Genomic DNA, 23022 nt, shown 5'->3' with positions numbered 1-23022 from the left:
TTGTTTTTACCCCGCTCGGCGGGTGTTGGCTACGCTGATCAGAAAAAACAGGCAAATCCCGTTTTTTCGTTCTTTTTTTCGAACAACCTATTGTCCTTCACCCCCATCGGCCCTAGGATTCGTTTGAGATTTCAAACGCTCTTGTCTGGGTGCTGAACCGCACGTCTGTGCTTATGTGCGTTATTTCTGTGCTTCAGCCCGGTGAATGATTTCCCTGACGGCAGCCCCCGAGGCGCCTTTCTACAACTCTAATTCGCTCCGCGTGCGCGCGGTGCTGTTAAGGAAAGCCGACATGCAGCTTAAAGACACCCAGTTGTTCCGCCAGCAAGCCTTTATCGATGGCGCTTGGGTCGATGCGGACAATGGTCAGACGATCAAGGTCACCAACCCGGCGACGGGCGAAGTACTGGGCACTGTGCCGAAGATGGGCGCCGCCGAAACCCGTCGTGCGATTGAAGCCGCCGACAAGGCGCTGCCGGCCTGGCGTGCGCTGACTGCCAAGGAGCGCGCCAACAAGCTGCGCCGCTGGTATGAATTGCTGATTGAAAACCAGGACGACCTCGGTCGCCTGATGACGCTCGAACAAGGTAAGCCACTGGCCGAAGCCAAGGGCGAAATTGTCTACGCCGCCTCGTTCATCGAATGGTTCGCCGAGGAAGCCAAGCGCATCTACGGTGACGTGATTCCCGGCCACCAGCCCGACAAGCGCCTGATCGTGATCAAGCAGCCAATCGGCGTGACCGCGGCCATTACCCCGTGGAACTTCCCGGCCGCGATGATCACTCGCAAGGCCGGCCCGGCCCTGGCTGCCGGTTGCACCATGGTCATCAAGCCTGCTTCGCAAACCCCGTTCTCGGCCCTGGCCCTGGTGGAGCTGGCGCACCGTGCCGGTATTCCGCAAGGCGTGCTGAGCGTGGTCACCGGCAGTGCCGGTGACATTGGCGGCGAGCTGACCAGCAACCCGATCGTGCGCAAACTGTCCTTCACCGGTTCGACCGAGATCGGTCGCCAGTTGATGGCCGAATGCGCCAAGGACATCAAGAAAGTCTCCCTGGAACTGGGCGGCAACGCACCGTTCATCGTGTTCGACGACGCGGACCTGGATAAGGCCGTCGAAGGCGCGATCATTTCCAAGTACCGCAACAACGGCCAGACCTGTGTCTGCGCCAACCGCCTGTACATCCAGGATTCGGTGTACGACGCGTTCGCCGATAAACTCAAGGTGGCGGTGGCCAAGCTCAAGATCGGCAACGGCCTGGACGATGGCACCACCACCGGCCCGTTGATCGATGGCAAAGCGGTCGCCAAGGTGCAGGAACACATCGCCGATGCGGTCAGCAAAGGCGCGACCGTGCTGTCGGGCGGCAAGGCGATGGAAGGCAACTTCTTCGAGCCGACCATCCTGACCAACGTACCGAAAAACGCCGCCGTGGCGAAGGAAGAAACCTTCGGCCCGCTGGCGCCGCTGTTCCGCTTCAAAGACGAAGCCGAAGTGATCGCGATGTCCAACGACACCGAGTTCGGCCTGGCCTCGTACTTCTATGCCCGCGACCTGGGCCGTGTGTTCCGTGTGGCCGAGGCCCTGGAATATGGCATGGTCGGCGTCAACACCGGGTTGATTTCCAACGAAGTCGCGCCGTTCGGCGGCATCAAGGCTTCGGGCCTGGGCCGTGAAGGCTCCAAATACGGCATCGAGGATTACCTGGAAATCAAATACCTCTGCCTGGGTATCTGATCTGCTTCAAGCGCAAAGGGCACGAGAGCGCTGTCCCTTTGCGCGTTTCACCCGTTCTGTTTCTTGTGGCCGGAACGCTGCGGCAGTCGATCATCGCATGCTGTCGCAGTTGCCTCCCCGCCATCTATTCCTTGAGCCACGCCGACCGATGAGCGGCGAATGAGGACTGTAATGAGCAAGACTAACGCTGACTTGATGGCCCGCCGTACCGCCGCTGTTCCCCGTGGCGTCGGCCAGATTCACCCGATCTTTGCCGAATCGGCGAAGAACGCCACGGTAACCGACGTCGAAGGTCGTGAATTCATCGACTTCGCCGGCGGTATCGCCGTGCTGAACACCGGCCACGTGCACCCGAAAATCATCGCCGCCGTGACCGCACAGCTGAACAAGCTGACCCACACCTGCTTCCAGGTCCTGGCCTATGAGCCGTACGTGGAACTGTGCGAAAAAATCAACGCCAAGGTCCCAGGTGATTTCGCCAAGAAAACCCTGTTGGTGACTACCGGCTCGGAAGCGGTGGAAAACGCCGTGAAAATCGCCCGTGCCGCCACTGGCCGTGCCGGCGTGATCGCGTTCACCGGCGCTTACCACGGTCGCACCATGATGACCTTGGGCCTGACCGGTAAAGTCGTACCGTATTCGGCCGGCATGGGCCTGATGCCCGGCGGCATCTTCCGCGCGCTGTACCCGAACGAACTGCACGGCGTGAGCATCGACGATTCCATCGCCAGCATCGAGCGCATTTTCAAGAACGACGCCGAGCCCCGTGACATTGCTGCAATCATCATCGAGCCGGTCCAGGGCGAGGGTGGTTTCTATGTGGCGCCGAAGGAGTTCATGAAGCGCCTGCGCGCCTTGTGCGACCAGCACGGCATCCTGCTGATCGCTGACGAAGTGCAGACCGGTGCCGGCCGTACCGGCACTTTCTTCGCCATGGAGCAGATGGGCGTTGCCGCCGACCTGACCACCTTCGCCAAATCCATCGCCGGCGGCTTCCCGTTGGCCGGTGTGTGCGGCAAGGCCGAGTACATGGACGCCATCGCACCGGGCGGCCTGGGCGGCACCTACGCCGGTAGCCCGATCGCCTGTGCGGCGGCGCTGGCGGTGATGGAAGTGTTCGAAGAAGAACACCTGCTGGACCGCTGCAAGGCCGTGGGCGAGCGCCTGGTGACTGGCCTGAAGGCGATCCAGAAGAAGTACCCGGTCATCGGTGAAGTGCGTGCCCTGGGCGCGATGATCGCCGTGGAGCTGTTCGAAAACGGCGACTCCCACAAGCCGAACGCTGTGGCAGTCGCCCAGGTGGTGGCGAAGGCGCGGGACAAGGGTCTGATCCTGTTGTCCTGCGGCACCTACGGCAACGTTCTGCGGGTGCTGGTGCCGCTGACTTCGCCGGATGAGCAATTGGACAAGGGCCTGGCGATTATCGAAGAGTGCTTCTCCGAGCTCTGAGTTCGGGTTGTGCGCTGATCCACAAAAACCCGCCTCTTGGCGGGTTTTTTCATGCACGCGAACTTGTCCGACGGATTTTGAGCTGTCTGGAACGGCTGCCAGCGTCTAAGGTGCAAGTATGGCAAGGGAGCATGCTGCATGACTGCTGTGGATTTACCCGCTGTACCCCGTGTGTTGATCGCCGAGGCCGATCCGGTGTCCCGTGAGCTGCTTGAGCAGGTGTTGTCGGGTGTGCGCTGTGACGCTCAAGTGGACACATGCGGCGAGGGCAGGCAGGCGTTGGATTTGCTGGCGAGCCAGCCCTATGACTTGGTGATTGCCGATTGGGAACTGCCGGGGGTCGATGGCCTGGCGATCCTGCGCGGCCTTCGCCAGCAGCATCGCACGCCACCATTGCCGTTCATCCTGATGAGTCGGCGCAACGACAGCGCCAGCGTGCGCGAGGTACTGCCGCTGGCGCCGACCGCGTATTTGACCAAGCCCTTGAACCGGGAAAACCTGACCCAGCGGTTGCAGGGGTTGTTGGTGGGTGGCGGTGAGGAAACGTCCAACGATGCGCCGGTCCCGGGGCCGGGGTTGACGTTGTCCACCTTTCTGGAACGTCGGCGTGACCTGTCCGAAGGCGCGCCCTTGATGGCCGATGTGCAAGTGGCGATCAAGCGCAGCCCCAACCCCGGCGGCCTGGACCTGAAACTGCTCGAAGAAGAACTGCGCACCGACCCGCAGATCACTGCGGTGCTGATCGCCGCGGCCAACAGCGCTGCCCAGCATCAGGGCGGCGGTCCGGTGCAGACCGTGGCCCAGGCGCTGCACCAGCTCGGCACCGGGCAAAGCATGAACTTGATCCTCGGCCTGACCCTCAAGCGTTGCGCCCGGCTCAGCGTTCCGTGTCTGGCGGACTATGCCGAGCGTTACTGGGAGCTGTCGCTGCACACCGCCGAGTACGCCCGGACGATGGCCCGCTTGCTGGACCTGGAGCAGGAGCGCTGTTACTGCGCCGGGTTGTTGCATCGCTTGGGTGACCTGGCGTTGCTGCGCTGCCTGGAGGAATGGAAACAGGCCGGTGGCGAGCTGGATGAGCCGGAGGAAGTCGGTGACTCGCTGGAAAAATTCGGCGCCAGTTTCGGCTCGGCATTGCGTGCCCGCTGGCGTTTGCCGTTGGAGCTCAGAGAGCTGATCGCGGCGGTCTACGGCCTGGGTGGCGGGGTTTATTCCCGTGAAGCCTTGGTGATGAACATGGCAGCGCAGATGGCGCATCTGCCCGCCCATGAAGGCCTTGAAGAACTGGCCCGTGGCCGCACGGCGCGGTTGCTGAAGATCGGCCTGCCGGAATTGATGCGGTTGCGCCGTAAATAGCACCACAACTGAACCCCTGTGGGAGCGGGCTTTGTGGGAGCAAAGCTTGCTCGCGATGCAGGCAACTCGGATTCAAGTGGACACCGAGGCGCTGCTATCGCGGGCAAGCCTTGCTCCCACAGGGGTTCAGTGGCGGGACAACTCAATCAAGCCGCGATGATGCGGTTCTTCCCCTTGCGCTTGGCCTCGTACATGGCCGCGTCGGCGCGGGCGAACAGGCTGTCGAGGGACGGGTCCTCGGGAGTAATGGCGGTGAGCCCCTGGCTGACGGTAATGCCGAAGGTCTGCTCGCCACAGCGGAACATCAAGCGTTGGATTTCCCGTTGCAACCGCTCGGCCACTTGCAAGGCCATGTCGGGGGGGCAGCCGGGGAATACCGCCGCGAACTCTTCGCCACCGATCCGCCCGAACAGGTCACCACGCCGGAGTACGGACCGGCCACTTTCGGCGATTTTCTGCAACACGGTATCGCCTTCCTGATGGCCGTAGGTGTCATTGATCACCTTGAAGTCATCGATGTCCAGCAACAGGAACGCCATGGGCGTGCCTTGTAGCCGTGCCTGCTCGAACTCACGGTTGGCGCATTCGAAAAAGTGCCGGCGATTGCTGCTCTGGGTCAGTACATCGGTGGTCGCCAGTCGCTGCAGTTCACTTTCCAGCATCTTCTTTTCGGTGATGTCCTCGGCGATGCCGACCACGATCACCGGTTGCCCGGGTTCGGCCTGACGGTTGATGAAGCACTTGTCGCTCAACCAGCGGACCTGGCCGTCGCCGGCGATGATGCGGTATTCACGATCTTCGACGGCACCCTTGACCAAAACTTCGGCCAGGCTGCGTTCGGCGTACTCGAGGTCGTCGGGGTAGATTGCGTCGCGCCATTCGTTGTAGTCGGCCAGGACCAGGCCGGCGGGGCGGCCAAAGATTCGCTCGTAGGCGGGGCTGACATACAGCACTTGCCGGGTTTCCCAGTTGAACGCCCAAAGCACGGCATTGACGCTGACCAGCAGCGAGCTGAACAGCTGCTCACGCTCGCTCAAGCGCGCCACTTCACCCTGGGCATGCATCAGTGCCATGAGCGTCTGGGCCGCCTCGGGCCAATGAGGTAGGGAGTAATCCTGTAGGTTCTTGTCGACCATCGGCACAAATCTCAAAGAGCGTGCACTGCTGTTGTTTTGCACGCACTTTTCTCCAAAGCCCGCCAGGATGGCGAAGTGCTCTTTGAGATAGGGGATTCGGGGCGAAGTTCCTTTTCGGGCGACGAAGGGCGGGGGATTTAGCCCGTAAGATACCAAGTGTTGAACCTGTGGCGAGGGAGCAAGCTCCCTCGCCACACAAGAAGCCCTTATCCACATGGCGTTGTCGCGTCAGGCCGTGGCAGGCCGTAGCGAGTAGGTCTTGAGCTGGTCGGCAAAGTCGCGCAGGGACTGGATGCCGCTGGCCTCGGCCTCGCTGACCCATTCCTTGATGGCGGCGAGCATGTCGTGGCCGTTGCTGCTGGTCTTGACCCAGATCTGCTGCAAGGCCAGGCGTTTTTCGTAGATCACCTTCAGCGCCTGGCTGTGTTCGAGCATGTTCTGGATGCGCACATGGTGACGGTCGTCCAGCAGGCTGGTTTCCCGCGACAGCAGGCGTTTGGCCCGGTGGAACTGGTGACGCACCGAGTGATCGACCTTCTCCAGTTCCTGCTTGACCAGCGGCGCGATGACCAGCCGGCGGTACTGGGCCATGATCTGGAAGCGGTTGTTGAGGATCGCCATGGCCGTGTCCATGTCCAGGTGGCCCTTGCCTTCGACCCGGTGGGCGATCGGCGCAACGCGCTGGACCTTGGCCAGGCGCAGGAAACTGAAGACCTTGATCCAGGCCCAGCCCAGGTCGAACTCCCACTTGCGCACCGACAGCTTGGCCGAGTTGGGGTAGGTGTGATGGTTGTTGTGCAATTCTTCGCCGCCAATCAGGATGCCCCACGGCACCAGGTTGGTCGCCGCGTCGCGGCATTCGAAGTTGCGGTAACCCACCGCATGGCCCAGGCCATTGACCACGCCAGCGGCCCAGACGGGAATCCACATCATCTGGATGGCCCAGATGGTGATACCGATGGTGCCGAACAGCAGCAGGTCGATGACGCCCATGATCGCCACGCCCAACAGCGGGAAGCGGCTGTAGAGGTTGCGCTCGATCCAGTCGTCGGGGCAGTTCTTGCCGTAGATGCGCAGGGTTTCCGGGTTTTCCGCCTCGGCGCGGTACAGCTCGGCGCCTTTGCGCAACACCGTGGACAAACCCTTGATGACCGGGCTGTGGGGGTCATCCTCGGTTTCGCATTTGGCGTGGTGCTTGCGGTGGATGGCGGTCCACTCGCGGGTGTTCTGCGCCGTGGTCAACCACAGCCAGAAGCGGAAGAAATGTTTGAGACCGGCGTTGAGCTCCAGGGAGCGATGCGCCGAATAACGGTGCAGGTAGACCGTGACGGCAATGATTGTGACGTGGGTCATCAGCAGGGTGACTGCCACCAGTGACCAGGCCGACAAGCCAAGAAAACCTTCGTACCACATAGGCTGTAGGGCCCTCGATAAAGATAGAAACCGCCGTTGCATTATCACCAGCCCCACAGATAAAACCAGTCGGCCTTTCAGATAAGAGTGGCTGAATGTTTCTTCCTCTATAATCCCATCACTTTGTAGGGACATGGATGGCCGAATGCCTGCCTATCAACGCAGTGCCATGCGCGTAGCGCTGCTTTACCTCGTGCTGTCAGTCATCTGGCTGCAGCTGATTGGTTATTTATTGAGCAGTTTCTTCGATCAATTCGTCGATAGGCAGCGCTGGCTGCTGATCAACGGTTATGCCTGGGTGCTGCTCAGCGCCGGGCTGATCTTCCTGGCCCGGGCACGGATCTCGCGGTTTTTCGCCAAGGGTGAGCACGGCGTCGATCGCGAGCGCCTGCGCCAGGCCGCGGCCGTCTTCGATTGCACCCGCGAAGGGGTGTTGGTGACGGACCGCAATGGCTTGATCGTGCATGTGAACCGGGCTTTCATGGCGATCACCGGTTATGCCCGGGACGAAGTACTGGGCCAGCGCCCCAATCTGTTCAAGTCCGGTCGCCATGGGCCGGAGTTCTATCGCGACATGTTTGCCGCCTTGGCCAGCCAGGGTGAGTGGAGCGGTGAGATCTGGAACCGGCGTAAAAGTGGTGAGATTTATCCGCAATGGCAGACGATCCGGGTCATTCGCGACGATAACGACCAGGTCAGTCATTATGTCGCGGTTTTTTCAGACATCAGCGCCATCAAGGATTCGGAGCATGAGCTGGCGCACCTGGCCCATCACGACCCGCTGACAGGCCTGCCCAACCGGCTGCTGTTTTCTGATCGCACGGAGCAAGCCCTGGCGTCGGCGCAGATGCATAAGCGTGGGTGCGCTCTGTTGCTGGTGGATCTGGATCACTTCAAGAACATCAATGACAGCCTGGGCCACAACGTCGGCGATGAGTTACTCAAAGGCGTGGCCGAGCGGTTTCGTGGGTTGTTTGCGCCAGGCGTGACCCTGGCTCGGTTGGGGGGCGACGAATTTGCGGTGCTGGTGGAAAACTGCTCCCAACCTGGCCAGGCCGCGGCGTTGGCCCGGCGTATCCTCGACGCCCTGAAAGAACCGCTGCGGTTCGATGGGCACGCGTTGTTCATCAACGCCAGTGTCGGCATCAGTTTGTTTCCCGGCGATGCCCTGAACGCCGGGCAACTGCTGCGCAACGCCGACTCGGCGTTGTTCAAGGCCAAGAGCGCCGGGCGGGACGGTTACGCCCTGTACACCGAAGAACTCACCGCCCACGCCCAGCAGCGGGTCGAGATTGCCTTCGAACTGCGGCGCGCGCTGCAGCAACAGGAGTTGCGCGTTCACTACCAGCCGGTCCACGAGCTGGCGACCAGTCGTCTGATCGGTGTCGAGGCGCTGGTGCGTTGGGAGCATCCGACGCGGGGGCTGGTGTCGCCGGGCGAGTTCATTCCCATCGCCGAGCGTACCGGGCTGATTGCCCAAATCGATGCCTGGGTCTTGGACCAGGCCTGCCGGCAGATGTGCCGGTGGCAGCAGGCTGGAGTGGCGCTGTCGTTCGTCGCCGTCAATGTCTCGAGTCGGTTGTTTGCCCATCGGGAGTTGTACGAACGGGTCGCTCAGGTGTTGCACGACACGGGCCTGGATCCGGCCTATTTGGAGCTGGAAGTGACGGAAAGCGCGGTGATGGAAGACCCGGAGGTGGCGCTGGAGCAGATGCATCGCCTGCGGGAGTTGGGTGTGCGGCTGGCTATCGACGATTTCGGCACGGGGTATTCGTCGCTGCTGCGGCTTAAGCGTTTGCCGGTGCAGAAGCTCAAGATTGATCAGGGGTTTGTCGCGGGGTTGCCGTGGGATGAGGATGACGCCGCGATCGTCCGGGTGATCATTGCCTTGGCCCATAGCATGGGGATGCAAGTGCACGCCGAGGGTATTGAACAGCGTGAGCAAGCGGCGTTCTTGCTTGGACTGGCTTGTGAGCTGGGGCAGGGCTACTGGTTTGGCCGGCCCGTGGCGGCGGCGCTGTTGGATTGGGAGCGGGCGCCGGTTATTGCCTGAGCGTCAGTGGTATTGATGTTGGTTGACCCACCGCCATCGCGAGCAAGCTTTGCTCCCACAGTTGTTTTTGGGGTGATCGAAATATCCGCAACACCCCCAATCCCCTGTGGGAGCGGGCTTGCTCGCGAAGGCGTCGGTTCAGCTTGCATCATTGTTGCCTGACACTCCGCTATCGCGAGCAGGCTCGCTCCCACAGTGGATTGGCGTTGAACTTGAGATTCGGTCCGACACGGAACCCTGTGGGAGCAAAGCTTGCTCGCGATGGCGCCGGCTCAGCTTGCATCAGAGCAAAGCGCTACCCCTTGGCCCCAGGCGCCACCGCCTCCTTGGTTTCCAAATGATCCAACGCCCGCTCAACCAACAACTGCACCCCATCGGCCATGCGACTGATCGCCAGGGCGACGCAGCGGCGTGAGTCGTCCACGTCGTCAGCCAGGTCGGCGGCGATGGTGCTGATGGAGAGCAGGTCTTCGGAGGCGTTGGCGAGCAGGGTTTCGGTGTCGATGTGGGGGGACACGATGAAGAGTTGGTTTTTGTCGGGTTCGGGCGGTGAGGCGGGCTTGGGCTTGAGGTAGTAGTCGAGGGCGCGGGTGGCGGCGTCGTCGAGCTTTTTTTCTTCCTGTGCTTGGACGCGGGATTTGTGGCCGTTTTGCGGTGGATTCGGCGTAGGTTTGAACATGGGTAGGTTTCCTATAGAGAACCGCCCTGGATCGCTTGCACGCAATGAAGGGTGGCAGCTGTGTGCGAGTGTGCAAGACCGAGCAACCCTACCCAAAACTCGGCAGATCCGAAGATCTCCCGAACACAGCCGCCATAAAACACGGGCGCGAACGCGCCACGAATGGCTAGAAGCATTAAGGGTTGGTGTTTTACCCGGACTTGCACGTCCGTGTCACCGTTTTTTGCGATGACGAACAGAGGTTAGCGGTACTCGGAAACGCTGCCTAGTTCATGCACAGCCCTACGTCTTGAAGGAAATCTCCGAGGATTGGGCCGGGAAAAAGTCCCCAATCACTCCTGCCGTAGGACGTCGGCTACTTTATGTAATTTTGGTTATATAAAAATTCTTAAATAGTCTTTTTAAGAATATGTGCACTTATCTAGTATTGCTCCCACGCCGCAAGCAGTGCCGCCCACTGCCAGGCATTCATTCAAGGAGCAGCAGCATGAGCGCATCTCTACGTAGCGTTGACGGTCAGGACGAAGCCACCATCTTGCGCGAGATCCAGAGCGCGTTGCGCGATCTGCGTTTTGGGGCGGTGGAAATCACCGTGCACAACGCCCAGGTGGTGCAGATCGAACGCAAGGAAAAATTCCGTCTGCAGCAACCCAGTCATAAGCCGTCTTGAAAACCGAAGATCACAGCCTTCGGCAGCTCCTACGGGGGCTGAGTGTAGGAGCTGCCGAAGGCTGCGATCTTTTCTACAAGCCACTCGATTTCCAGAAGCCATAAAAACCAGAATTCCAGGAGCTTTCACCATGTCGTCCATTCGTCGTTATGCCCTGGCCGCGCTGGCCAGTGCTGTTTTTGCGGGTTCCGCCGTCGCCAAGGATTACGAGTTGCTCAACGTGTCCTACGACCCGACGCGCGAGCTGTACCAGGATTACAACGCCGAATTCGTCAATTTCTGGAAGAAAGCGCATCCGGACGACAGCGTGAAGATCCAGCAGTCCCATGGTGGCTCGGGCAAGCAAGGCCGGGCGGTGATCGATGGTCTGCGGGCCGACGTGGTGACCCTTGCCCTGGCCGGCGACATCGATGAAATCGCCAAGCTGGGCAAATCCCTGCCGGCGGGCTGGCAAACCCGTCTGCCGGACGCCAGTACGCCCTACACCTCGACCATCGTGTTCCTGGTGCGCAAGGGCAACCCCAAGGGCATCAAGGATTGGGATGACCTGATCAAGAATGACGTATCGGTCATCACCCCGAACCCGAAGACCTCCGGCGGCGCTCGCTGGAATTTCCTCGCCGCCTGGGCCTATGGCCTGAAGGCCAACGGCGGTGACGAAGCCAAGGCCAAGGCATACGTGCAGGCGCTGTTCAAGCACGTGCCGATCCTCGACACCGGCGCTCGTGGCTCGACCATTACTTTCGTCAACAACGGTCAGGGCGACGTGTTGCTGGCCTGGGAAAACGAAGCCTTCCTGGCGCTGAAAGAAGACGGTGGCGCCGATAAATTCGACATCGTCGTGCCGTCGCTGTCGATCCTCGCCGAACCGCCGGTGGCAGTGGTGGACAAGAACGCCGAGAAGAAAGGCAATGCCGAGATCGCCGAAGCGTACCTCAAGCACCTCTATAGCCCGGCCGGCCAGGAAATCGCCGCGAAAAACTACTATCGCCCACGTGACAAGGATGTGGCCGCCAAGTACGCCCGGCAATTTCCCAAGGTGGAGCTGGTGACCATCGACAAGGACTTCGGCGGCTGGAAAACTGCCCAGCCGAAATTCTTCAACGATGGCGGCGTGTTCGACCAGATCTATCAGGCGCAGTAAGCTGAAACAAAGCTAAAGCCGGACACCGAATTTGTGGTGAGGGGATTTTGTGGGAGCAAGGCTTGCCCGCGATGGATGCGATGCGGTCCTTCAGAAACCGAGTCGCCTCTATCGCGGGCAAGCCTTGCTCCCACCCAGTCGTGCTTCCATGTTTAGTGTTTTTAACCAAGGACCTTTATGTCGCGTCGCATATCCCCCGTCATACCCGGCTTCGGGCTGACGCTGGGCTACACCCTGGTGTACCTCAGCCTGATTGTGCTCATTCCCCTGGCGGCGATGTTCGTGCATGCCGCCCAGCTCACCTGGGAGCAGTTCTGGGCGATCATTTCGGCGCCGCGGGTGCTGGCGGCCCTGAAGCTCAGTTTCGGCACCGCGCTGTACGCCGCGATCATCAACGGCGTGATCGGTACGCTGCTGGCCTGGGTGCTGGTGCGCTACACCTTCCCCGGCCGCAAGATCATCGACGCAATGATCGACCTGCCGTTCGCCCTGCCCACCGCCGTGGCCGGTATCGCGCTGACGGCGTTGTACGCGCCGACCGGCCTGGTGGGCCAATTCGCCACTGACCTGGGCTTCAAGATCGCCTACACCCCGCTGGGCATCACCCTGGCGCTGACCTTCGTGACGCTGCCGTTCGTGGTGCGCACGGTGCAGCCGGTGTTGGCCGATATCCCCCGTGAAGTCGAAGAAGCCGCCGCCTGCCTCGGTGCCAAGCCATGGCAGGTGTTCCGCCACATCCTCGTGCCGGCGTTGTTGCCGGCCTGGTTGACCGGCTTCGCCCTGGCGTTTGCCCGTGGCGTGGGCGAGTACGGTTCGGTGATTTTCATCGCCGGCAACATGCCGATGAAAACCGAGATCCTGCCGTTGCTGATCATGGTCAAGCTCGACCAATACGACTACACCGGCGCCACTTCCATCGGCGTGCTGATGCTGGTGGTTTCCTTCGTCCTGTTGCTGCTGATCAACCTGCTGCAGCGGCGCATCGAAACCCCATAAGGAGGCGCGAATCATGTCTCAATCGTCTATTTCCGCAGCCTCCACCAACGCTGCCCGTCGTGGCAGTGCGACGTCGCGGCGCGTCTTGATCGGTCTCGGCTGGCTGATTTTTGCGCTGTTTTTGCTGTTGCCGCTGTTCATCGTGGTGTCCCAGGGCCTGAAACTCGGGCTGGGGGCGTTCTTCACCGCGATCTTCGAACCGGACGCGCTGTCGGCGTTGAAGCTCACCGTGATTGCCGTGCTGATCTCGGTGCCGCTGAACCTGGTGTTCGGCGTCAGTGCCGCGTGGTGCGTGAGCAAATACTCATTCCGCGGCAAGAGCATGCTGGTGACGCTGATCGACCTGCCGTTCTCGGTGTCGCCGGTGATCGCGGGCCTGGTCTACGTGCTGATGTTCGGCGCCCAGGGCCTGTTCGGGCCGTGGCTGTCGGATCACGACATCCAGATCGTGTTTGCGCTGCCGGGCATCGTCCTGGCGACGATCTTTGTCACCGTGCCGTTTGTGGCCCGTGAGCTGATCCCGCTGATGCAGGAACAAGGCACCCAGGAAGAAGAGGCCGCGCGCCTGCTGGGCGCCAATGGCTGGCAGATGTTCTGGCATGTCACCGTGCCGAACATCAAGTGGGGCCTGATCTATGGCGTGGTGCTGTGTACCGCCCGGGCCATGGGTGAGTTCGGCGCGGTGTCGGTGGTGTCCGGGCACATTCGCGGGGTGACCAACACCCTGCCGCTGCACGTCGAGATCCTCTACAACGAATACAACCACGTGGCCGCGTTCGCTGTGGCGAGCCTGTTGCTGATCCTGGCGCTCTTTATCCTGCTGCTCAAGCAGTGGAGCGAAAACCGAATCAACCGCCTGCGCGCCAGCGCCGCGGAGGAATAAGTCATGTCGATCGAAGTCCGTAACGTCAGCAAGAATTTCAACGCCTTCCGGGCCCTGGACGACATCAGCCTGGACATCCAGAGCGGTGAGCTGGTAGCGCTGCTCGGGCCATCGGGTTGCGGCAAGACCACCTTGCTGCGGATCATCGCCGGCCTCGAGACCCCGGACCAAGGCAACATTGTGTTCCACGGCGAGGATGTCTCCGGCCACGACGTGCGCGATCGCAACGTCGGTTTCGTGTTCCAACACTACGCCTTGTTCCGCCACATGACGGTGTTCGACAACGTCGCTTTCGGCCTGCGCATGAAGCCCAAGGGCCAGCGTCCGAACGAAAGCCAGATCGCGACCAAGGTCCACGAACTGCTGAACATGGTGCAACTGGATTGGCTCGCCGACCGCTACCCGGAGCAGTTGTCCGGCGGCCAGCGCCAGCGTATTGCCCTGGCCCGTGCCCTGGCGGTGGAACCCAAAGTATTGCTGCTGGACGAACCCTTCGGTGCCCTCGACGCCAAGGTCCGCAAGGAACTGCGCCGCTGGCTGGCGCGGTTGCACGAGGACATCAACCTGACGTCGGTGTTCGTGACCCACGACCAGGAAGAAGCCATGGAAGTCGCCGACCGCATCGTGGTGATGAACAAGGGCGTGATCGAGCAGATCGGCTCGCCGGGGGATGTCTACGAAAACCCGGCCAGCGACTTTGTGTACCACTTCCTCGGCGACTCGAACCGCCTGCACCTGGGTGAGGACCGGCATGTGCTGTTCCGCCCGCACGAAGTCTCGCTGTCGCGCTCGGAGCTGGAAGACCACCACGCCGCCGAAGTACGCGACATCCGTCCGCTCGGCGCCACCACTCGGGTGACCCTGAAGGTGGAAGGCCAGAGCGAACTGATCGAGGCCGAAGTGGTGAAGGACCATGACAGCCTGGTGGGGCTGGCGAAGGGCGAGACGCTGTTCTTCAAGCCGAAGGTCTGGCAGAAAGTCGCTAACCTTTAAAGGCATCCCGAGCACGGGATTTGTGAACGGCGCAGACCTATTGTGAGAGCGGGCTTGCTCGCGAAAGCGGTGGGTCAATTGACGACGATATTGATTGTGCCGCCGTCTTCGCGAGCAAGCCCGCTCCCACAGGGAGATTTGTGTACGACGCAGATCCATTGTGGGAGCAAGGCTTGCCCGCGATGCAAACACCTCGGTGTAGCTGATAGACCGAGGCGGTGCCATCGCGGGCAAGCCTTGCTCCCACAGGTTCGCGCTCCACAAGGATGGCAGACTGGTATGGCGGTGTTGTCAGGCCGCCGAACGCTGGTTGCGCAACGCCACCGGCCCGGCGCGCTCTTCGATGGCGCGCTTCAGTTCGCCGCGAAGCCCCAGCAGGAAGCCCGCTTCCACCACCACAAACAGCGGCCCGACAATCAGCCCGGTGAGGTCGTCGACGAACGCCGGCTTGCGGCCTTCGTAATAGTGGCCGACGAACTGGATCACCCAGCCCACCACGAACATGCCCAGGCCACTGCCCAGCCACACCCAGGTGCTTTGCGCGGCGAGCACCTGGCCCAGCCAGACGGCGAGACCCAGCAGCACGGTCATCAGCACACCCAGGCGCAGTTCCAGGCGCAGGTAGAACCAGGCACTGGCCACTGCCACCAGCAGCGCCGGCGACACCAGCACTGCGCCCATTGGCCAGCCGGGCCGTGACAGCAGCACGGCGACGGCGACGAAGATCAGCGGGATCCCGATGAAGTGGCTGGCGATGTTGCGCGGGTCGCGGTGATACGCGGCGTATTGACTGAGATGATCGACGAGGCTTTTCATTGTTGTTCCTCCTGAGGTGATGCCTGCATGATGCCCGGGTATCACCAGGCGTTCTGTCAGTTAGCCGACACTTGTCCCGGAGTTTCCATGAATTCCCATCCCTGGCACTCACACCTGATGGCGGGCCACTGGTACAGCCATCTGCCTGCTGAATTACAGAATAGTCTGCTGGACATGGCGCGGGTGCGCCATCTGCCGCCGGGCCATCGGCTGTTCCAGCGCGGCGATCCACCCTGCGGGTTGTATGCCGTGCTGGAAGGCGCGGTGCGCGTCGGTGCGGTGAACGAGCAGGGCAAGGAGGCGTTACTGAGCGTGGTTGAGGCACCTCACTGGTTCGGTGAAATCTGCCTGTTCGATGGCCAGCCACGGACCCATGATGCGGTCGTAGTGGGTCAATGTACGCTGCTGCATTTGCCCCAGGCGCCGCTGTTGGCATTCCTGCAAGCGCAACCCCTCTACTGGCGCCACCTCGCTTTATTGATGAGCCACAAACTGCGCCTGGCCTTCATCAACCTCGAACACCTGAGCCTGATGCCCGCCCCGGCCCGCCTGGCCCACCGCCTGCTGATGATCGCCGAAGGCTACGGCGAAATCGAACCGGCCCGACGGGTGTTACAACTGCCCCAGGAACAACTGGCGCTGATGCTCTCGCTGTCGCGCCAGACCACCAACCAGATCCTCAAGGACCTGCAGGCCCAGGGCATTCTTCACCTGGGCTATGGCGAGATCCAAATCGTCGACATCGAACGGTTGCGGGCCCTGACCACAATCTAAAAGCCGACGCGGCACCCGTGGCGAGGGAGCTTGCTCCCGCTGGCCTGCGCAGCAGGCCCCAGCAACCTACAGGCGGATCGCATAGGCCAGTTTTGCGGCTGCTGCGCAGCCGAGCGGGAGCAAGCTCCCTCGCCACGGGCTTGGTTGTCTGGGCGAAAGTCATCGCGAGCAAGCACGCATGTTTATGCGCTACACTTCATGAAAATTTGAATTAAATACAGTGCACACCACTATATTTGATCAGCTTGCACTGTATATGATGCGGAATGACGATGAAAAACCTAGGCGATTTGATAAGGCGACTTCGAAAAGAACACCACCTCTCCCAGCAGGCATTGGCCGCCCAGTACGGCATGAGCCGTGCCACGATTTCCGGCATCGAAAACAACACGATTGCGGAAGTCGGTATCCGCAAGGTCGAAGCGATCCTCAATGGTTTTGGCTACGAGCTGACAGCTGTCGCTCGTCCTGCGAAACGTCCCACGCTCGACTCACTGAGAAAGGATGCTTTCCATGGCTGACGAGCAAGGCCTGGACAGGTTGCAAGTCACCGTCAGTGAAACGGCGGTTGGCATTCTTGGGCGGGGTCAGCAACGCAGTAAATCTGTATTCGCCTATTCCACGGGGGCGCAAGAGGAGCAGTCGGTTTCGCTGACCATGCCGGTGCGTCTTGAAAGCTACGCCTGGGAACCCGGCGTACCACCCATTTTTGAGATGAACCTGCCGGAAGGTGCCTTGCGTGATGAGTTGGTTCGTCGCTTCAGCAAAGCGGTACGAGGCTTTGACGACTTCGCCATGCTTGCCATCGTGGGGCCTCATCAATTGGGTCGAGTGGGCATTGGTCGTTTGGGGATTTCGGCCGGGCCGCCTGAAACCAGTCTGGCTGATTTGCTTGTACACGACGGGGCCGAGGGGTTGTTCGACGATCTGCTGCACACCTATGGGCAGTATTCGGGTGTGTCCGGCGTACAACCCAAGGTGCTCATACGCGATAGCGCATCGACAGTCGATCGCTTGACCCACCGGGGTGCCACACACCTGATCAAGGCTTTTCGCGCGGACGAATTTCCCGAGCTGGCTGCCAACGAGTTTTTCTGCATGCGTGCCGCGTTGCATGCAGGGCTTGAGGTGCCGGAGTTCGAGCTCAGTGAGCGCGGTAAGTTCCTGATCGTGAAGCGTTTTGATTTGTCACGCACTGGCGAATACCTGGGTTTTGAGGACTTCTGTGTGCTCAACGGCTCGCCTTCTAAAACCAAGTACGACGGTTCGTATGAAGGCGCGGCCCGGCAGATCAAGGCGTACGTTTCACCTCATAAGCTCAATCAGGCGCTGGAGTCTCTGTTTAAAATCGTGGCGCTTTCGGCGGGCTTGAAAAATGGTGATGCGCACTTGAAGAATTTCGGGGTGCTTTATGACCACTGTGGCGCTGACGCATCTATCAGGCTCGCACCCGCCTATGACCTGGTCAGTACTGCGGTTTACATTCGTAATGACAACATGGCGCTCCTGCTGGGCGGCTCCAAAGCCTGGCCGAAATATAAAATGCTGATGGGGTTTGGTCGCTCAGCCTGCAATTTGACCGAGAAGCGCTGCAAGGAACTGTTGGAGCAGGTGGTTCATGGAATGGGTGTCGCCTTGGTCGAAATGCGTCGCTACATGAATGGCCATCAACCGTTCCGAGCGACAGGGGAAGCAATGGTCGACGCTTGGACATCGGGCCTTGCACGCAGTCTTAAACCCAGCGCCGACTGATGCACCCGGCACCCGTGGCGAGGGAGCTTGCTCCCGCTGGCCTGCGCAGCAGGCCCCAGCAACCTACAGGCGGATCGCATAGGCCGGTTTTGCGGCTGCTGCGCAGCCGAGCGGGAGCAAGCTCCCTCGCCACGGGCTTGGTTGTCTGGGCGAAAGTCATCGCGAGCAAGCTCGCTCCCACGGGGTTAGGTGTTGTCGCAGCTATTGCGGTCACACCGCTTCCAATGTGGGAGCGAGCTTGCTCGCGATAGGGCCAGCCCAGGCTCTGCAAAAACCTACCGCAACCCATCCCGGAACTGCCCCGGCGTCATGCCGGTCCAGCGTTTGAAGGCGCGGCTGAAGCTGCTGGCGTCGGCAAAGCCCAGCAGATAACTGACTTCGCTCAGCGAGCATTGCGGATCGCGCAAGTGCAGCAACGCGAGGTTTTCCCTGCATTCGTTGAGCAGTGCGTCGAAGCGGCAGCCTTCGTCGGCCAGGTGCCGTTGCAGGCTGCGCAGGCTCAGGTGCATGGCCTGGGCGATGCGTTCGGCGCTGGGTTCGCCTTCGGGCAGTTGCGCCTCGATGGCCGCGCGGACCTTGCGTTCCCAGGTCAGTGGCTGGAGCTGGGCGAGGGTGCGTTCGAGCACGGTTTCGTTGTGTTCGGCCAGTTCCGGGTTGGCGTCGTCCAGATGGCTGTCGAAATCGACGAGGCTGAACTCCAGGCAATCCTGGGCGGCGCCGAAATGCACCGGCGAGCGGAACACCTTGTGCCATGGGCTGGCGTCCGTCGGTTCCGGCCGTCGCAGGTACACTGCCAGCGGTGCGTAGTCTCGGCCGAGGCGGTTGCGGCAGGTGCGCACGTAAATCGCCGCGAACGCATCGATGGCTTCAAACGCTGGCGCCGGCCGGCCCGGGGGCACATCGAGGCTGAAGCGGTAGCGGTCTTCGCCACGGTTCAATTGCAGGGCCAGGGCATCGCTGACCACCGGGTGATAACGCACGATCCGCTCGAACACTTCCCGCAAGCTGCCGCTGGCCACCAGCGCATAACCCAATGCGTGGAAGGTGGTGGGGCTGACGAAGCGCGACACCCGCAGGCCGAGGGCCGGGTCGCCGCTGGCCTGCACCGCCAATGCCCACAGGCGCGTGGTGGCCGAGAGTGGGTAACGGGCGTTCGGGTCGTCCATCCATTGCGGGTCGAGGCCGGCCTCGACGCACAAGGCATGGCTGTCCAGGCCCAGCGCATCGAGCTGTTTGCGCAGGGCGCGGGTCCAGCTGGCGAGGGAGGTCGGTTCCGTCATGACGATTGGCGCTTGCGGTCAACAGGTTGGCGTATACGGCTACCACCCCGTGGGACAACGCCCGGCAGGATGAGCACATCTCTAACAGAGGATGTAAGCCATGCACGGCACTTGCGCAAGCCCCGAGCGATTGAATGCACAACAACGAGCGGCCCATATTCGCCAGGTGGTCCTGGCCCGGGGTGAGGAATTGCGTCAGCGCTACCCGATTTTGCGTCATCAGGATGCGCTGGGTGCGGGCATCCTGGCGTTCGCCCTGGTGGGGATGATCGGTTCGGCGCTGCTCTACCTCAACGGTGACCTCGCAGGCTGGGCGTGCCTGTTGCTCAACGCGTTTTTCGCGTCCCTGACCCATGAGCTGGAACACGACCTGATCCACAGCATGTATTTTCGCAAGCAGCGCCTGCCCCACAACTTGATGATGGGCCTGGTGTGGCTGGCGCGGCCGAGCACCATCAACCCATGGATCCGCCGTCACCTGCACCTCAACCATCACAAGGTGTCCGGGAGCGAGGCTGACATGGAAGAGCGGGCCATCACCAACGGCGAACCTTGGGGGTTGGCGCGGTTGCTGATGGTCGGCGACAACGTGATGTCGGCCTTCATCCGCCTGCTGCGGGCCAAGACCTGGGCGCACAAGCGCAGCATCCTCAAGCGTACGTTGAAGGTTTATTTTCCGCTGGCGCTGCTGCACTGGGGCGCTTGGTATGTGTTCCTCGGTTTCCATGGGGCCAACGGCGTCGCGAGCTTGATGGGAACTTCAATTGACTGGTCGGCAAGCACGCTGGCAACGATGCAGGTGATCGACATCGCGGTGGTGGTGATCATCGGACCGAACGTATTGCGCACCTTTTGCCTGCATTTCGTCAGCTCGAACATGCACTACTACGGCGACATCGAGCCGGGCAATGTGATCCAGCAAACCCAGGTACTCAACCCCTGGTGGTTGTGGCCGTTGCAGGCGTTCTGTTTCAACTTCGGCAGCAGCCACGGCATTCATCATTTCGTGGTGAAGGAGCCGTTCTACATTCGCCAACTGACGGTGCCGGTGGCCCATGAGGTGATGCGCGAGATGGGCGTGCGGTTCAATGACTTTGGTACGTTCGGGCGGGCGAATCGGTTTGTGCGGGAGGAGGGTGTGGTGCGGGAGGAAGGGGATATGGCCCAGGCCTAAGGACAGGGGCAAGCCTTTGTGGCGAGGGAGCTTGCTCCCGCTGGGCTGCGCAGCAGCCCCAAAATACAAGGGCCGCTACGCGACCCAGCGGGAGCAAGCTCCCTCGCCACAATGGTATGCGTCAAGACCGGGAACAGGTCAGAACTGGTAACTCACCGTTGCCGCCATATTGCGTTCTTCACCCAGGTAGCAATAGCTCAGGCTGGCGCACGAGGCGACGTAGGTTTCGTTGGTCAGGTTGTTCGCGTTCAAGCGCACATCCACGCCTTTCAAGCCGACCTTGCCCAGGTCATACCCCACCGACGCATCGAACAGCGTGTAGGACGGCACCTTCATGGTGTTCTCCGCATCGGCCCAGCTATAACCGACATAGCGCACGCCGCCGCCCAGGCGCAGGCCATCGAGTGCGCCGCTGTCGAACTTGTAGTCAGCCCAGACCGAAGCCATGTGACGCGGGGCCTGGGTCGGTGAGTTGCCTTTGTTTTCGATGATGTTGGTGGGCGTGCTGAGGGTACTGACCATCGATTTCGAATATTCGATGTCGGTGAAGGTGTAGCTGCCCAGCACCTTGAATTGTTCGGTCAACTGCAGGTGCGCTTCCAGTTCCAGGCCTTGGGAGCGTACGGCACCGACGGCGCGGTAGAAGTTTTCCTGGGGCAGTTTGGTCGCGAGGTTTTCCTGGTCGATGCGGAACAGCGAAGCGGTGTAGAGATCATCGGTGCCGGGTGGTTGGTACTTCAGGCCCAGTTCCCATTGCTTGCCATCGGTGGGCGCCAGTGGATTGCCGGCGCTGTCGGCGTAGGAGTTCGGGTTGAACGACTCGGAATAGCTGATGTACGGCGCCAAGCCGTTGTCGAACAGGTACAACGCCCCGGCGCGGCCGGTGAGCTTGGTGCGTTTGTCGTTGATCTCGGTGCCTGCGGGGCGACCGAATTCAGCGATGCGGTTCTCATCCGAGGTCTCGACCCAGTCCTGACGCAGGCCCAGGGAGAAGCGCCATTTGTCCATTTCGATCAGGTCTTGCAGGTAGACGCCGGTCTGCTCCAGGCGCCGCAGGTAGCTGGTGGGGCTGTAGTAGGTGATGGCCGAGTTGCCATAGACCGGGTCGAAGGCATTGATCGGCGCCAGGCTGCCGCTGGTCCAGTCGACCACGGTTTTACGCCGCTGGTAGTCGGCGCCCATCAGGACGGTGTGCTTGGTCGCGCCGGCAAAGAATTCGGCTTGCAGCATGTTGTCGACGATGAAGGAGTGGAGCTTTTCTTCGGCGCCGGTGTAGTAGCGGTTCAGCTCGTTGCTGGTGGGCGTGGTCCAGCCATAGGCGTAGACCTGATCGTTGGTGACGTCGGAGTCCAGGTAACGGAAGTTCTGCCGGGCGGTGAAGACGTCATTGAAACGGTGTTCGAACTGGTAGCCGAACGACTGCTGGTCGCGTTCGTAACCGTCGACGCCAGGCTCGCCTTCGAAGAAGTTTTCGGAGATCCGCCGGCCGTTGCGCTGATGCAAGGTGCCGTCGGCCGGCATGCCGCCGTGGTAGCCGCCGTCGGGGTCATGCTGCAGGTAGGCCTGGAGCGTCAGCGAGGTGTCTTCGCTGAAGTCGATGTTCACCGTGGGCGCGAGGGCGAAGCGCTTTTCCTTGTTGTGGTCGAACTGGGTATCGGACGTGTCCGCCAGACCGATCAGGCGATAGGTGATGCGTTTGTCGTCATCCACCGGACCGCTGAAATCGAAGCCCATGCCCCGTTGGCCCTGGGTGCCGACCGTGGCCTGGATCTGGTGATAAGCCTCGTACAGCGGCTTCTTGCTGGTCAGCGCTACCAGGCCGCCGGGCGAACTGCGGCCATAGAGCACCGACGACGGCCCCTTGAGGATATCGACTCGCTCGAGGAAATACGGATCGATCTGCATGGAACTGTAGGTGCCGCTGTCGCCCATGGACTTGAGGCCGTCGAGGTAGATGTTATCCACCGAGCCGTCGTTGAAACCGCGCATCGCCACGTAGTCGTAGCGATGGGTGGCGCCGTAGGGGTTGGTCAGCACGCCGGGGGTGTAACGCATGGCCTGGGACACGGTTTGTGCCCCCTGGTCGTCCATTTGTTCGCGGGTGACCACGGAGACGCTCTGGGAGGTTTCGCGCAGGGCGGTACTGGTCTTGGTGGCGACCTGGCTGTGGGTGGCGTTGTAGCCTTCCATGCTGCCCAGGGCGTTACCCAATGCGAAGCCCTTGATGTCGGTGCTCGGCAGTTCCATCGTGCTGCCAGTGGTCTGGGTTTGCAGCACGTAGCTGATGCCATCCTGGCTGACGGCAACCAGTCCCGAGCCGCTGAGCAACTGGCTCAGGGCCTGATCGGACGAATACTCACCTTTCAGCCCCGGAGACTGGACGCCGCCGGTTTGCGCCGGCGTGCTGGCCAGGGTGATCCCGGCTTGGCGGGCGAACTGGTTCAGCACATCGCTCAGCGGGCCGGGGGCGATGTTGTAGCTCTGGCGGCTGGCGGTCACGCCGTCTTGTGCGGCCACCGCGAGCATCGGCACCACGCTGACCCCCAGCGCCGTGGAGAACAGCGCGGCATGAATGGCCTGGCGCAACAGGCCCGGTTGCGAAGAGAAGCCGAAGGGGTGCTTGAGAAGTACGCGCTCAGTCATTGTAGGTTCCGTTGGAGTCGCTGAAGGCCGATAAGGGTTGCTTACTGTCCTAGCCGGACGCCGGCCTGAAACCCGC

Annotated in this window: 19 protein-coding genes and 1 pseudogene; 14 read left to right on the top strand and 6 right to left on the bottom strand. The window is 61.4% G+C overall.

Annotation, left to right across the window (positions count from 1 at the left end; all coding sequences use genetic code 11):
• Window positions 1-292 precede the first annotated feature (292 nt).
• The 3 genes from gabD (at window position 293) to J3361_RS23145 (ending at window position 4540) form a co-directional block, all read left to right on the top strand.
• The gene (gene gabD, locus J3361_RS23155) at window positions 293-1735 is read left to right on the top strand and encodes an NADP-dependent succinate-semialdehyde dehydrogenase (RefSeq protein ID WP_207966480.1); all 1443 of its coding nucleotides are present in this window, start codon (window positions 293-295) and stop codon (window positions 1733-1735) included.
• 171 nt (window positions 1736-1906) lie between these two features.
• On the top strand, window positions 1907-3184 hold the full coding sequence (gabT, locus tag J3361_RS23150) for a 4-aminobutyrate--2-oxoglutarate transaminase (protein ID WP_207966479.1): 1278 nt from the start codon (window positions 1907-1909) through the stop codon (window positions 3182-3184).
• Between the two features lie 138 nt (window positions 3185-3322).
• Window positions 3323-4540 carry an HDOD domain-containing protein gene (locus J3361_RS23145; protein ID WP_207966478.1) on the top strand — a complete coding sequence of 406 codons (1218 nt, stop codon included), beginning with the start codon at window positions 3323-3325 and terminating at the stop codon, window positions 4538-4540.
• A gap of 146 nt (window positions 4541-4686) precedes the next feature.
• Here J3361_RS23145 and J3361_RS23140 read toward each other — a convergent pair whose 3' ends face one another.
• Entirely contained in the window at window positions 4687-5676 is a 990-nt protein-coding gene (locus tag J3361_RS23140) for a sensor domain-containing diguanylate cyclase (RefSeq protein WP_207966477.1), read from the bottom strand.
• Window positions 5677-5904: 228 nt separating this feature from the next.
• Window positions 5905-7089 (bottom strand): delta-9 fatty acid desaturase DesA, encoded by a 1185-nt coding sequence (desA, locus tag J3361_RS23135; protein WP_186709980.1) that lies wholly within the window; start codon window positions 7087-7089, stop codon window positions 5905-5907.
• A gap of 145 nt (window positions 7090-7234) precedes the next feature.
• Here desA and dibA point away from each other — a divergent pair, with 145 nt between their 5' ends.
• Both dibA and J3361_RS29815 read left to right on the top strand, forming a co-directional pair.
• The gene (gene dibA / locus J3361_RS23130; protein ID WP_207966476.1) at window positions 7235-9142 is read left to right on the top strand and encodes a phosphodiesterase DibA; all 1908 of its coding nucleotides are present in this window, start codon (window positions 7235-7237) and stop codon (window positions 9140-9142) included.
• 106 nt (window positions 9143-9248) lie between these two features.
• Window positions 9249-9338 (top strand): annotated as a pseudogene (locus J3361_RS29815) (metal ABC transporter ATP-binding protein); the annotation flags it as partial.
• Window positions 9339-9437: 99 nt separating this feature from the next.
• Here the strand turns inward: J3361_RS29815 and J3361_RS23125 are convergent.
• Complete coding sequence (locus J3361_RS23125) at window positions 9438-9821, bottom strand: DUF6124 family protein (protein WP_207966475.1); 384 nt, start codon at window positions 9819-9821, stop codon at window positions 9438-9440.
• A 487-nt stretch (window positions 9822-10308) separates the two neighbouring features.
• Between J3361_RS23125 and oscA the strand changes: the two genes are divergently transcribed.
• The 5 genes from oscA to J3361_RS23100 all read left to right on the top strand — a co-directional run bounded on the left by oscA (window position 10309) and on the right by J3361_RS23100 (window position 14507).
• Complete coding sequence (gene oscA / locus J3361_RS23120; RefSeq protein WP_003186967.1) at window positions 10309-10491, top strand: sulfur starvation response protein OscA; 183 nt, start codon at window positions 10309-10311, stop codon at window positions 10489-10491.
• Window positions 10492-10621: 130 nt separating this feature from the next.
• Window positions 10622-11635, top strand: coding sequence for a sulfate ABC transporter substrate-binding protein (locus J3361_RS23115; RefSeq protein WP_207966474.1), 1014 nt, complete (start codon window positions 10622-10624; stop codon window positions 11633-11635).
• Window positions 11636-11812: 177 nt separating this feature from the next.
• A complete protein-coding gene (cysT, locus tag J3361_RS23110) occupies window positions 11813-12631 on the top strand; it encodes a sulfate ABC transporter permease subunit CysT (protein WP_013692011.1) in 819 nt (272 codons plus the stop codon).
• 13 nt (window positions 12632-12644) lie between these two features.
• Window positions 12645-13514, top strand: a complete 870-nt coding sequence (gene cysW / locus J3361_RS23105; protein WP_024618577.1) for a sulfate ABC transporter permease subunit CysW — start codon at window positions 12645-12647, stop codon at window positions 13512-13514.
• A gap of 3 nt (window positions 13515-13517) precedes the next feature.
• Window positions 13518-14507 carry a sulfate ABC transporter ATP-binding protein gene (locus J3361_RS23100; protein WP_047700099.1) on the top strand — a complete coding sequence of 330 codons (990 nt, stop codon included), beginning with the start codon at window positions 13518-13520 and terminating at the stop codon, window positions 14505-14507.
• A 291-nt stretch (window positions 14508-14798) separates the two neighbouring features.
• On the opposite strand, the gene J3361_RS23095 is transcribed toward J3361_RS23100, so the two are convergent.
• A complete protein-coding gene (locus tag J3361_RS23095) occupies window positions 14799-15323 on the bottom strand; it encodes an Mpo1-like protein (RefSeq protein WP_207966473.1) in 525 nt (174 codons plus the stop codon).
• 87 nt (window positions 15324-15410) lie between these two features.
• On the opposite strand from J3361_RS23095, the gene J3361_RS23090 reads away from it, so the two are divergent.
• The 3 genes from J3361_RS23090 (at window position 15411) to J3361_RS23080 (ending at window position 17849) form a co-directional block, all read left to right on the top strand.
• Window positions 15411-16097, top strand: a complete 687-nt coding sequence (locus J3361_RS23090; protein ID WP_207966472.1) for a Crp/Fnr family transcriptional regulator — start codon at window positions 15411-15413, stop codon at window positions 16095-16097.
• A 272-nt stretch (window positions 16098-16369) separates the two neighbouring features.
• Window positions 16370-16618 carry a helix-turn-helix transcriptional regulator gene (locus tag J3361_RS23085; RefSeq protein ID WP_207966498.1) on the top strand — a complete coding sequence of 83 codons (249 nt, stop codon included), beginning with the start codon at window positions 16370-16372 and terminating at the stop codon, window positions 16616-16618.
• Window positions 16611-17849, top strand: coding sequence for a type II toxin-antitoxin system HipA family toxin (locus J3361_RS23080; RefSeq protein WP_207966471.1), 1239 nt, complete (start codon window positions 16611-16613; stop codon window positions 17847-17849). Before J3361_RS23085 ends, J3361_RS23080 begins: the two co-directional genes overlap by 8 nt.
• Before the next feature lie 275 nt (window positions 17850-18124).
• Here J3361_RS23080 and J3361_RS23075 read toward each other — a convergent pair whose 3' ends face one another.
• On the bottom strand, window positions 18125-19129 hold the full coding sequence (locus J3361_RS23075; RefSeq protein ID WP_207966470.1) for an AraC family transcriptional regulator: 1005 nt from the start codon (window positions 19127-19129) through the stop codon (window positions 18125-18127).
• Between the two features lie 100 nt (window positions 19130-19229).
• Between J3361_RS23075 and J3361_RS23070 the strand changes: the two genes are divergently transcribed.
• Window positions 19230-20303, top strand: a complete 1074-nt coding sequence (locus tag J3361_RS23070; protein WP_207966469.1) for a fatty acid desaturase — start codon at window positions 19230-19232, stop codon at window positions 20301-20303.
• A 138-nt stretch (window positions 20304-20441) separates the two neighbouring features.
• On the opposite strand, the gene J3361_RS23065 is transcribed toward J3361_RS23070, so the two are convergent.
• On the bottom strand, window positions 20442-22946 hold the full coding sequence (locus J3361_RS23065) for a TonB-dependent siderophore receptor (RefSeq protein WP_207966468.1): 2505 nt from the start codon (window positions 22944-22946) through the stop codon (window positions 20442-20444).
• Window positions 22947-23022 lie beyond the last annotated feature (76 nt).

The organism is Pseudomonas sp. OA65 (genome assembly GCF_017498305.1).
In the GTDB taxonomy this organism is placed as follows: domain Bacteria; phylum Pseudomonadota; class Gammaproteobacteria; order Pseudomonadales; family Pseudomonadaceae; genus Aquipseudomonas; species Aquipseudomonas zanjanensis.
Note: the sequence above shows the minus strand (reverse complement) of the source record. Positions and strands in the feature narration are given on the sequence as shown.